The 13,255-nt window shown below is 36.8% G+C and carries 7 protein-coding genes; 5 read left to right on the top strand and 2 right to left on the bottom strand.

Going from position 1 to position 13,255, the window contains the following annotated elements:
- Positions 1–240: 240 nt before the first annotated feature.
- From BN1242_RS13840 to BN1242_RS08140, 3 genes are all read left to right on the top strand, one after another.
- Positions 241–420 carry an aspartyl-phosphate phosphatase Spo0E family protein gene (locus BN1242_RS13840; RefSeq protein ID WP_275259447.1) on the top strand — a complete coding sequence of 60 codons (180 nt, stop codon included), beginning with the start codon at positions 241–243 and terminating at the stop codon, positions 418–420.
- Positions 421–801: 381 nt separating this feature from the next.
- Positions 802–4,599, top strand: coding sequence for a S8 family serine peptidase (locus BN1242_RS08135; protein ID WP_062354071.1), 3,798 nt, complete (start codon positions 802–804; stop codon positions 4,597–4,599).
- Positions 4,600–5,098: 499 nt separating this feature from the next.
- Positions 5,099–9,184, top strand: a complete 4,086-nt coding sequence (locus BN1242_RS08140) for a S8 family serine peptidase (protein ID WP_062354074.1) — start codon at positions 5,099–5,101, stop codon at positions 9,182–9,184.
- A gap of 279 nt (positions 9,185–9,463) precedes the next feature.
- Here BN1242_RS08140 and BN1242_RS08145 read toward each other — a convergent pair whose 3' ends face one another.
- A complete protein-coding gene (locus tag BN1242_RS08145) occupies positions 9,464–10,081 on the bottom strand; it encodes a class D sortase (protein ID WP_062354077.1) in 618 nt (205 codons plus the stop codon).
- 206 nt (positions 10,082–10,287) lie between these two features.
- Positions 10,288–11,223: an LCP family glycopolymer transferase gene (locus BN1242_RS08150; RefSeq protein ID WP_062354080.1), complete on the bottom strand. Its 936-nt coding sequence runs from the start codon at positions 11,221–11,223 to the stop codon at positions 10,288–10,290.
- 388 nt (positions 11,224–11,611) lie between these two features.
- On the opposite strand from BN1242_RS08150, the gene tagD reads away from it, so the two are divergent.
- Together tagD and BN1242_RS08160 are read left to right on the top strand one after the other, a co-directional pair.
- Positions 11,612–12,010 carry a glycerol-3-phosphate cytidylyltransferase gene (tagD, locus tag BN1242_RS08155; RefSeq protein ID WP_062354083.1) on the top strand — a complete coding sequence of 133 codons (399 nt, stop codon included), beginning with the start codon at positions 11,612–11,614 and terminating at the stop codon, positions 12,008–12,010.
- Positions 12,003–13,181 carry a CDP-glycerol glycerophosphotransferase family protein gene (locus tag BN1242_RS08160; RefSeq protein WP_062354086.1) on the top strand — a complete coding sequence of 393 codons (1,179 nt, stop codon included), beginning with the start codon at positions 12,003–12,005 and terminating at the stop codon, positions 13,179–13,181. Before tagD ends, BN1242_RS08160 begins: the two co-directional genes overlap by 8 nt.
- The last annotated feature ends 74 nt before the right edge of the window (positions 13,182–13,255 follow it).

Genomic DNA, 13,255 nt, shown 5'->3' on the forward strand with positions numbered 1-13,255 from the left:
TTCCCGGAAACTTATCTTCCTGCTGAAATTACTTCTTTAAACAATCAAAATGTAAGTTGGTTATTAATATTAAGAGTATTATAACAGAGATATCAAGAGAAACCAATAAATAAAACTCTAAAATAGGTTTAAATTAATAGAAAAAGGGAAAAATGAGACTTTTATCATGATTCTTAGTAAAAAAAGTTGGACTTTTTTACTAGTAAAGGGTAAAATGTGGTATAAGAATAATGTATAAAGGTGAACAAATTGTCCAAAGATGATCTTACTTCTATATTACAATTAATTGAACAGAAGAGGCTGGAAATGGAGTTTTATGTAAAGACGGAAGGTTTTTCTTCTCTTAATACAATCCATATTAGCCAAGAGCTGGATAAGTTAATATATCAAGTACAGTCTCAGCGTATATCGGAAAGTTAATAATACGATACAATGGTTATTGCACCCATGATGGGAAGTATCTTTCGTACCATTAAAGAAACAAGTTAAATTCCATTTAATAATCCAAATCTGAAGCCGCGGTTATGTGGCGATAGGTTTGGATTTTTTTGTGAAAATTTTAATATGTTATAAAACGACTGCAACAAATTACCTAGTGAAAGAACTCGAATAGTGGGGAAATGAGGAATAAGTACCGATGTTTTGTCGAAAAGTTAGGGCAGATGATTGATATACGGATAAATTTATCTATGATAGCGTTAATAAGTGTCATGCGTTATTGATGCATGATGTGCTCAGAGAGGTGAAGCTTGTACACCTTTTAACAAATTTTCAAATCTTTTTAAACAAGGGGGAGAAACAGTGTTCAAAAGAAGTAAGAAGGTCATCAGCATTTTATTTGCGCTTCTTCTCGTTTTCTCTTCATTTGCCTTTAGCTTGGCTACACCAACAACAGCTAAGACAAATGATGTGAGTAACATTACTAAGAAGTTAAGCAATGAGTTGGAAAAATTAAATACTGCGTTGAAAGAACAACAAGAGAACAATCTTAACCTAAATGAACAGGTGAGAGTAATTGTTGAACTAAAATCAGCGCCAGCAATTCAACAGGCAACGAAAAAAGGACTGCGTTTTGCTGAATTGCAAGATTCGGTGAAACATAGTTTCCTTAAGAAGATTTCTAGTGAACAGCAACAAGTAAAAAACAAAATCAGTTCAAAAGGGGTAAAAGCCAAATACATACACAGCTTCACAACAGTATTTAATGGCTTTAGTGCTGATGTAAAATTTAAAGAAGTGGAATTAATTAAAGGTTTGTCCAACGTTAAAAATGTATATATCGCTAACACGTATGAAATTCCGAAACAAAAGCCAGCGATGGAAACTAGTAAAGGATTAGTTGAAGCGCTTGAAGCTTGGGAAAAGGCTAATTTTAAAGGCGAAGGGATGATTGTCGGGGTTATTGATAGTGGAATTGACCCAGAACACAGAGACCTTACTTTAACAGACCCAAGTAAAGCGGCATTAAACGAGCAGAAAGTAAATGAAATAATTAACAGAGAAGGATTAAAAGGAAAATACTTCTCTGCAAAAGTCCCATACGGTTATAACTATGCCGATGAAAATCAAAACGTAAAAGATACGAATCCAAGCACACACATGCACGGAATGCACGTATCTGGAATTGTAGCTGCTAATGGAAACGTAATGGGAGTAGCTCCAGAAGCACAAATTTTAGCATTACGCGTATTTAGTAATGATCCTACGAATGCAAGCACAAGTGGAGATTTATACGTAAAGGCAATTGATGATGCGATTAACCTTGGTGCGGATGTAATAAATATGAGCTTAGGTGCACCAGCTGGATTTGTTGATACAAATAGTCCAGAACAAATAGCGATCGCAAATGCAGTGAATAATGGTATTTTAGTTGCCATTGCTGCAGGGAATGAGGATAAATTTGCTAGCGGCACGAAATTACCTTGGACTTCGAACCCTGATTATGGGGTAATTGGTACTCCTGCTGTAACAAAGGAATCGTTTGCCGTAGCATCAGTTGATAATTCGGAAGATAGTAAAAACCTAACAATGAGTCAATTTTCCTCTTGGGGATTAGCGCCAAATTTAGACTTCAAACCGGAAGTAACAGCACCAGGTGGCAACATTGTTTCTCTAGCAAATGATAATCAATATATGACAGCAAGTGGAACTTCTATGGCAGCTCCACATGTTGCTGGAGGAGCAGCACTAATTTTAGAACGAGTGGATAAAGAATTTGGGAAGGCGAATGCGGATCGGGTTAGTTTAGCAAAGAACATCATGATGAATACTGCTGAACCAGTGAAGTTTGATGGAAAACACGTTTCACCAAGACTACAAGGCGCAGGATTAATGAAGCTATTGAAAGCTTTAGAAACACCTGTCGTTGTTACTGATAAAACAACGAAAGAAGCAAAAGTGGCCTTGAAAGAAGTAAAAGCGAACAGTGTTACATTTAACTTGACTGCTGAGAACCTATCAAACTCTGAAGTTAGCTATACAGTAGAGGGTAATGTATATACGGATGCTTATGATAATAGCTCCAATCCACCAGTGGTAAATGGTAACAATATGCCACCAATTGATTTAGTTGCAGAAGGAATTGCAACAGTTAAGATTAATGGAAAAAGTAATGAAACTGTCGTCGTACCAGCAAACAGTAAAAAATCGTTTGAAGTTACGATAACTGTTAATAATGATGCAAGCTTAAGGGAAGTATTTACGAATGGCTATTGGTTAGAAGGATTTGTTACTTTGACAGACTCCCAAGGGAAAAATCCAACATTAAATGTTCCTTATGTAGGATTTAAAGGGGATTGGGATGCTGCACCTGTCCTAGATCAGCCAATGTGGGAAGAAGATAGTTATTATAGGGAAGCAGGATTAGTATCACCAATTGGTGAAGAACTTTATTATTTGAGTCGTGATATCAATAATCAAATGTTCTTTACACCAAATGGTGATGGAGAATTTGATGTCGTTTATCCAAATCTATCATTCTTAAGAAATGCAAAAGATCTAACGATTAACATTTTAGATAAAGATAAAAAGTTAATTGATACCATCATTGCTTATAGGGATGTACCGAAAAACTTCTATGGTGGAAATCTCGGGCCAAAAGCATATTTATTAGATGGCTGGGATGGTAAAATTAACAATGAATTATTACCAGATGGTTATTACTACTATCAAGTGAATGCAAAGCTTGATTTTGATGGGGCAAAAGCAGATACACTAGAATTTGCACTAGGTATTGATACGAAAGGCCCTAATATGAACGCAAGTTACGATGCAGAAACTAACACTGTCTATAACGAAGTAACAGATGCGCTTTCAGGTGTTAATTACTGGCTAATTTTAATTGATGGTAAATCCACATTGGAAGAGAATTATGGCTATTTACCATCAACGAATGAAGTAACTCTTGAAGACGAACTTCAGGAAGGACAAACTTTGTCTGTTTGGGCAATCGATAAGGTAGGTAACATTTCAGAAAAGGTATTAGTAGGAGATACAAGTGAACCGGGTGAACCAGGTGAACCAGGCGACCCAGGTGACCCAGGCGACCCAGGCGACCCAGGTGACCCAGGTGACCCAGGTGAACCGGGTGAACCGGGTGACCCAGGCGACCCAGGTGAACCGGGTGACCCAGGCGACCCAGGTGAACCGGGTGAACCGGGTGAACCGGGCGACCCAGGCGACCCAGGCGAACCGGGTGACCCAGGCGACCCAGGCGAACCGGGTGACCCAGGCGACCCAGGCGAACCGGGTGACCCAGGCGACCCAGGTGAACCGGGTGACCCAGGCGACCCAGGCGAACCGGGTGACCCAGGTGAACCGGGTGAACCGGGTGACCCAGGCGACCCAGGCGACCCAGGGGAACCAGAGCCGGTAACGGAAGTGGTTATAAAAGCGGAAGTGAAAGATGGCAAAGTTGTTATTAATCAAGAGGAATTTTCTAATGCGGTAGAAACGGCAGCAAAAAATAACGTAGCTTTAACAATTGAGTTGGGCGATGCTAAAGATGGACAGCTACAATTAACAAAAGAACAAGTAGCATTGTTAAAAGAAACAGGGGTATCTATCATTGTCACAAACAGTGAAATTTCTATTGCAATACCTAACAGTGTAATTGTTCAAGGTGAAGATTTCACACTAAATATCAACCGACTAGCAGATATTGAGGAAGCAAAGAGTGCAGTTTATGAGTTTACAATTGTTGTAGAAGGTAAACCTGTGACAGCATTTGCTGAAGCTACTACTCTTTCTTTCAAAATAGATCAATCAAAAGTAGAAAATACTGACAACCTAAAAGTTTTCTATTACGATGAAGGCATCAAGAAATGGAAACTAGTCCCTGGTGCAAACTATCAGGAAGGTTATGTAACAGTTGATTCTTCACACTTCACAGCATTTGCTGTTTTTGAATTATCAGGTGACGAAACAGAAATAGGTGTTACTGATCCTGGTCAAGAACAACCAGGCGATGATCAAAAACCAGGAGATGGCGAGAAACTACCAGAAACATCTCTTAACTCCTTTAACGTATTACTGACTGGTGTAATTTTACTAGTAATTGGAACAATTACCGCTATTGTAAGAAGACGTCAGTTGAATTAATGAACAATTAGAGCTTACTAATGGACTTAATCAAGTTCAATAGTAAGCTCCTTTTTTATCAATTCTATTACTCCAGCCAATTTCCTTAACAATGAGAAAAGCATGTTGTTCACTTTATTAATAATTGCGTCGCAAATAATTATAAGGATTCCACTAAATTATAGCTATATTTAAACTCTCAATGTGTAGAATATATATTTTACCCTAATAAATTCCCATTTATTTCCCATTTTACTAGTTAATTATTACTATAAATTTTACATATTTTAACAGGTATCACACTAATAACAAAAAGGGTAATTTTATAAATCTACTATTATATTTTGTAATTTACATAATTCATTATTTACAAACAATTAGTTTTATGATAGTTTATAAATAATATAGGTAAATAGCCTATATTTGTTTTATATTATCGAGATAAAAGGAGGCGAAATAACTACATTTAACTGCATTAGTGCAGTAAACCTATTAATTTTTTTTATAAGGGGGAACGCAAGTGTTTAGAAAAGGCAAAAAAGGATTAAGCATTCTCTTTGCATTTCTACTAATCTTTTCTAGTGTTGCTTTTGGCCTAAATCCAGTTTCTGCAGCATCGTTAGACGGTAAAAAGGCTGCCGCTCTACAAAATGTGAAATTGCAAAAACTTGTAGGTGAAAAGCCAGAAAAAATTACTGCAGAAGAATTAGAAAAAGTTGATCCGAATCAAAAGGTTCGTGTAGTAGTAGAGTTGGACGGTCAACCTACTATTGAAGAGGCAACGAAAAAAGGGGTACAATATGCTAGTTTAAAAGACTCTGTGAAAAAACAATTAGAGTCAAAAGTTCTAAAAGAACAAGCTAACGTGAAAAAACTCATCGCTTCCAAAGGGATTAGTGCGAAGTACATAAATGAGTTCACAACTGTATTTAACGGCTTTAGTGCGGAAGTGAAATACAGTGACGTTAAAAAAATCGAAAAATTGAAAAATGTTAGCAACGTACACGTAACGAATGTGTATGATCGACCAGAAGTTAAACCTGAAATGAAATATAGTAAGGAGCTAGTAGAAGCTCAAAAAGCATGGGAAGCATATGGATTTAAAGGGGAAGGTATGGTTGTAGGTGTTATTGATACCGGTATCGACTATACTCACAAAGACATGGTGCTTTCTGAAGGAACAGATGTTGAACTTACAAAAGAGGAAGTAGAGGCTATTGTAGCTAAAGAAAGTCTTCCAGGTAAGTTTTACACGGATAAGGTCCCGTATGGCTATAACTATATGGACCAAACATTTGAAATTCGTGATTTAGGTACTGATGCATCGATGCACGGCCAACACGTTGCAGGTACTGTTGGTGCGAACGGTGATGAGGAGAATGGTGGAATTAAAGGTGTTGCACCAGAAGCCCAGCTTTTAGCATTGAAAGTATTTGGTAATGATCCTGGAATGCCATCAACTTTTGGTGACGTGTATGTAAAAGCAATTGACGATGCTATTAAACTCGGCGCAGACGTACTTAATATGAGTTTAGGTGCAACAGCTGGTTTTGTTTCGCCTGAAGATCCAGAACAACAAGCTGTAAAGCGCGCTGTTGAACATGGTGTATTAATGTCCATTTCAGCAGGAAACTCCCAACACTTTGGTGCTGGTGCGTATGGAAGTGATTTAATTTGGGCTTCCAACCCTGATTATGGCTTAGTTGGATCTCCGGGATTATCTTATGAATCCCTTCAAGTAGCATCTTTCGAAAACTCTCATATGGAAACAGATGCTCTTGAATACAATATTGATGGAGAAACTGTAACTGCTGCGTTCCTTTCAGCTAGCAGTGTTCACCCAAATGATGTTGAACAAAAAACATTTGAACTTGTATATGCTGGCAAAGGGTCAGTTGAGGAATTTGCAGGTCTTGATTTAACAGGAAAATATGCATTAGTTGTCCGTGGAGACCTTGCATTTACAGATAAAGCATTGAATGCTCAAGCAGCGGGTGCAGCAGGTGTGATTATTTACAATAACACAGATGGCATTGTAAATATGGCAACTGATGCTGCAATAGTCATCCCACAACTATTCATGTTAAAAGTGGATGGGGACAAATTAGCTGCAGCTTTACAAGAAGGTAAGAGCGCATCCGTTACATTTACTGGTGGGCAAACGGCGATTGATAATCCAGAAGCTGGTCTAATGAGTGCATTCTCATCTTGGGGATTAACACCAAACTTAGACTTTAAACCAGAAATCACTGCACCAGGCGGAAATATTTTATCAACACTAAATAATGATAAATATGGCATCATGAGCGGTACTTCTATGGCTGCTCCACATGTAGCTGGAGGTTCAGCTCTCGTGTTAGAAAGAGTAGACAACGAGTTTAAATTAACTGGTGCTGATAGAGTTAATTTAGCGAAAAATCTATTAATGAATACAGGAAAAATAGTGTTAGATGACTATGGGGTACCAATTTCACCTCGTCGTCAAGGTGCTGGTTTAATGCAGTTAAATGCTGCTTTAAATACTCCAGTAGTTGTTACAGAATCAGCTACGAAAGAGGCGAAAGTAGCACTAAAAGAAGTAAAAGAAAACTCAATCTCATTTGAATTGACAGCAACAAACTATTCAGATGAGAATGTAAGTTATAATGTTCAAGGAGATGTTTTAACAGATTATCCTGTATTTTCTGGAAAATGGGTATTATCTCCGAACTTGTTGGGTGCGCGAAGTCTAGTTGATGAGGAAGCTGCAACAATTAAAGTTAATGGGGAGTCGAATCCAACCGTTGAAATTCCAGCAAAGTCAAAAGCAACCTTAAATGTTACTATCGAGTTAGATCCAAATTCAGAATTATCTCAAGACTTAGAGGAAATTTACACTAATGGCTACTGGCTAGATGGTTTTATTACTTTAGTAGATCCAACAGATAACAACCCATCGTTAAATGTCCCGTTTGCAGGGTTTAAAGGTGAATGGGATAAAGCACCAATTTTTGATGCACCAAGTTGGGATCCATCTACTTATTACGGAAATACAGAAACTCTTGTAACGATTGATGGAGAATTATACTTCGTAGAACAAGATGAAGATGGTGTGTTTTTCTCACCAAATGGTGATGGCTTGTTTGATGAAGTTTTACCTTTAGTATCATTCTTAAGAAATGCGAAAAATGTTGCTGTTCGGGTGCTCGATGCAGATAAAAATGTTCTGCGCACGATTAGAACAGATACTAATTTACGCAAAAACTACTTTGACGGTGGTAGAGGGCCTGAATATACTTTAAATGCAGGTTGGGCTTGGGATGGTACCGTTAATGGACAAGTAGTTGAAGATGGTGAATACTATCTACAATTAGAAGCTGTTATTGATTATGCAGGTGCTAAACCACAAACACTTGAATTCAAAGTAAAAGTGGATACAGTAGCCCCAACTATTGAAGCAGCTTATGACGCGGAAACTAGAACAATCAGTGCTACTTTCGCTGATGACTTCAGTGGTGTAGCATACTGGGATGTCCTAGTAGATAACAAATCAGTCCTAGGTGATGATGCATTATCACCAGAACAAACGGAATACCAATTAGCAAAAGCATTGAAAGAAGATGAAACTTTAACAGTTGTAGTTGTGGATAATGTTGGTAACGCAACTATCGAGGTACTTGTGCAGGGTAAAGATGAGGTTGCACCTGAAATCTTCTCTGAATTACCAGAGTATTTTGGTATCCATGATACAAATGAAGTAGAATTCTTCGGATATGTTAAAGATAAATCTGTAATCGAGTCTGTTACTGTTAACGGAGAAGAAGCAGAACTATTCTACGATCCATCCGAAAATACTACTTACTATTTCGCAGTAGTAGAATTGGAAGATGGAAAACACGATATTCCAATTAAAGCAGTAGACGCTGCTGGTAATGAAGCGCAAATCGTTCGCCCAATTTTTGTTGATACAACACCGGCTGAGCTTACGATTAATGCTCCTGAAACAGTTTCCACCGATACAGAAGAAATGGAAGTTACCATCGATGTGAAAGATAATTTCGATGAAATTGCTGTTTATGTCAATGATAACGAAGTGTTTAAACAAGAATTATCTAGTCCTTATGGAATGAAAGGATTTGAGCAATCAATTACGCAAACACTTTCTTTACCTGCTGAGGAAAATACTTTTGAAGTGAAAGTAGTGGACTTAGCTGGTAATGAAACTGTGGAGTATGTAACAATTGTCAAGACTGATGAAGAAGATCCAGGCGAAGATCCAGGCGAAGACCCAGGTGACGGCGAAGATCCAGGCGAAGACCCAGGTGACGGCGAAGATCCAGGCGAAGATCCAGGTGACGGCGAAGATCCAGGCAAAGACCCAGGTGACGGCGAAGATCCAGGCAAAGACCCAGGTGACGGCGAAGATCCAGGCGAAGACCCAGGTGACGGCGAAGATCCAGGCGACGGCGAAGATCCAGGCAAAGACCCAGGTGACAATGAAAAACCAGGCGATGGCGATAAACTTCCTTCAACAGCAACAAATTCATACAATATCCTATTGTCTGGAGTAATTTTAGTTGCTCTTGGCGGAATATTTGCATTCGCTAGACGTCGTAAGTTAGTGTAATTCATTTTTGTTACTTCCATAGTAATTAAAGAGAGCTTGTTAAGTGGTTAATTCCGCTTAAACAAGCTCTTTTTTATACTAGAATAATGTTCACTCTCGCAAACTAGTGTAGCGACCGTTAAGGAAATCTTGCTCTCGATTATCGGTTTATTTGTTACAGGAACTCGTTATGCTGTGAAAGTAATAGTCATCCTTCAACATTACGTGCAAAGGTAAAAGATAGTGTTGCTACTATTAAAAGTGCAAAAAAAAGAAGCTGCTAACCCAGCTTCAGTACTATTATGTTCCTTCATTATTTTGATTAACTGGTTTTGCGTAAAAAATAAACCGATTTGGCGCATCACCGATATAAGTAAATGGATAACATGTAGTAACGGTTAAAATTTCTTCACCTCTTGGGCGAATAACTGTGCGATCATCTGCATCAACAATTTCTGTTTCATATATTTCATATTCAAAACTTCCATATGGTAATTCCACTACAAAAATGTCCCCAATATTTAATTTATCAAAACCTCTGAAAACAGTTTCTCGGTGTCCTGATAATACGATTTGTTCATTTTGTAAAGGCAGCGCTGTACCAGAATAATGGCCTACTCCTTGTAATAAATCATATTCATCTGTACCTTCAACAATTGGTAATTCTCTTTTTAATTTTGGGACGGATAAAATACCAATTGTTTGCCCTTGATCATAAGTGATTTCTTCTGGATCTACTTCCCCTTTTTCCATTTTTTCTTTTTGGTTATTAGCAGCTTCTCGAAGTAACTGTTTCGCTTCCACTTTTTTCTGCTCAACCTTCATTGCCCCAGAAGCAATTTCATATACAGAATACCCAACAAGGCCAATTCCGACAGCAAAACATAAAATCATTAAAACCTTTAAAGCTTTTTTCATCCACATCACCCACAAATTCGTTTCTTTAATTCAACTGTAACAAAAAAAGAAAATTATCTATATTAATAGTATAACTAACGTGAAAGAAAAAGAAAATAGAAAAAGCTGAAAATAAAACAAATAAAGGAGAAATGAAAAAGGAACCTAGGTTGAACGAATTCTCCTACGGATCCATTTTTTTCCACATATTATTTTTAATCAAGTAACTATGAAATTTCCAACTGCTCTTTTAACAGCTCTTGAAAATCGGCCAGTTCCCCTTCATCGGCAAAGTAATACCAAACTTTTCCAATATAACCACCTTTTCCATTTTTAAACTGTAATTGCTCGATATTATTTTGTACACCTTTATAGTTTTTTTGTAGGTTTACCATTTCGTTAAAAGTTAGATTAGTTTTTACATTATCACCTAATGCATTAAAAATATCACTATAATTCCATAACGATGAAATACTAGCGCCTTTATTTAAAATCGCCTGAATGACAAGTTTTTGCCGTAATTGACGTCCGAAATCACCACGAGGGTCTTCTTTCCGAATTCGAACAAAGGTTAAAGCTTCCTTCCCGTTTAAATTTAACTCTCCTTCTGGGAACGTATAACCGCCGTAAGTTAAGTGCATATCATTTTTAATTGTAACCCCATTAACAGCATCCACAATGTCTTTAAAACCTTCCATATTTACTTGAACATAATAATCAATTGGAATATCAAGAAATTCCTCAACCGTTTTTAAAGACATTGACACTCCGCCAAAGGCATAGGCATGATTAATTTTGTCTTTCGTTCCACGACCAACAATATCCACGTACGTATCACGCGGAATACTTAGCATTTTCATTACATTTTCATTTGGATTTACTGTTACGACAATCATCGTATCAGAGCGCCCTCGATCATTCTTCCGTTGATCTACACCTAATAGAAGTACAGAAAAAGGATGTTTCTCTTTTAATGATATTTCTTTTTCCCGTTTTTCTGATTTGTTAATTGGTGTATGCATTGCATCCAATGCTTTGTTTGCAGAATGAAAAATTGAATATAAGTACCCGCCCAGGCCAAGTAAGAATACCGCTAATATAATAAAAAATATTTTATAACGCCGCTTTTTTTTCTTTTTGTTTTCCAGTTTATCCGTTCTCAACACTTTCGCCCCTTTACAATTACACTAATGTTTGTTACAAAATAGTTTTCCTTTATTTAAATTACCTTAACAATCAAAAATAACATTCGTATCTATAGTATTCTTAATGCTAGATACACGTCAATAGGGGGACTGTCCCCAACAATTAAAAAAATTCACAATTGTTGGGGACAGTCCCCAGGGTTATGTTTATTTTTGGCTTTTGCCTACTTTGTCATGCAGGCAGTAAATGGTTATCGTTGGTGCTTCATTTTACTGTATGAATTAGCTTTGGTTTACAAAAACTATAGAAAGTCTTAAAATAATCTATATATTTGTTACAACAAACTCATATATCAAAATGCCTATATGAACAATTAGGTTTTGATTAAGTGAAGGAGCGGTAAAGATGAAAAAAGTAATTACCTATGGAACATATGATTTGTTACACTGGGGACATATAAATTTGTTAAAACGTGCGAAAGAACTAGGCGATTACTTAATTGTAGCCTTGTCTACAGATGAATTTAATGCAGGAAAAAATAAAAAAGCATACCATACTTACGAAAACCGCAAAGTCGTATTAGAAGCAATTAAGTATGTCGATGAAGTAATCCCTGAATATTCATGGGATCAAAAAATTGAAGATGTAAAAAAACATGATGTAGACATTTTTGTTATGGGAGATGATTGGGAAGGTAAATTTGATTTCTTAAAAGATTATTGCGAGGTTATCTATTTGCCAAGAACAATCGGTATATCAACAACAAAAATCAAAAAGGATTTGTTTACCCGGAAAAATGGTTAGGGAAATTGCAATCCAACTTTATTTATTTGTATTTAAAATATTGTTCAATATTGCGAAAATATTCACATTGCAAGAAAAAATAGTTTTTGTTACTTCTTTTCCGGAAAACAATATTGCTGTCAACGAGGCGTTAAAAAAGAAAAATAACAGCCTCCAGACTGTCTTCCTGTGCCGGAAAAATTGTTATCAAAGCGTAAAAGCGGAAAGTACAACAGCGAATGCGTATTATTTTGAAACACCAAATATAAAACATAGCATCCTGTCCATTTACCATCTAGCCACAGCAAAAATCGTTATAGTCGACAATTACTATGGATTTTTAGCGACGGTAAAATTTAAAAAATCAGTCCAATGTATTCAAGTTTGGCATGCAGCCGGTGCGATAAAGAAATTTGGGCTCGAGGATGAGTCGAACAAATATCGCTCGCCAAAGGCAATGAAACGGTTCAAAAAGGTGTATCAACAATTTCATAAAGTACTGGTCGGTTCTGAAAAAATGGCAACGATTTTTCAAAAAGCATTTGGTCTCGCAGAAGAAAATATGTTGCCATTAGGAATACCACGAACGGACTTTTTTTATGATGAAAGAAAACATGAGCAAATTAGGAAGCAGTTTTACGAAGCTTATCCAGAACTAAAAGGAAAAAAAATAATTCTATATGCACCAACTTTTCGTGATGAGGAACAAACAATAGCAATCCATATCGAAAAATTTAAGGCTGGACTAGGTGAAAAGTTTGCCTTGTTGTTCCGCTTACATCCATTGGTCGCAAATGCTTTAAACATAAATAATGATGGATTTGTCTATAATTTTAGTTCTTATCCAAAGGTGAACGATTTATTAATCATCGCTGATTATTTGATAACCGACTATTCTTCGATACCATATGAATTTGCGCTTTTAGAGAAGCCAATGATATTTTATCCATATGATATAGAAAAATATACAGAAAAGCGCGGATTATGGGGGGAGTATGAGCATTTAGTTCCAGGTCCGGTCGTATATTCATCAGAAGAAATTATCAAGGTGATTTTAACGAATAATTATGATCTGGAGAAGATAAGTCAATTTAAAAATGAATGGAATACGTATTCGCAAGGTCACTCTAGTGATCGTTTTGGGCAATATTTATTAAAATCAGTACAACTTGAAACAAAGCAAGCTCACTGATTAAAGGAGATTAGCTTTAATGGAAAAAGCAGATAAGAAAGGATTTACTAAAAATTGGTGGAAAAAACTTCGCA

The sequence above is a fragment of the Bacillus kwashiorkori genome (assembly GCF_001375515.1).
Classification (GTDB): Bacteria; Bacillota; Bacilli; order Bacillales; family Caldibacillaceae; genus Bacillus_BK; species Bacillus_BK kwashiorkori.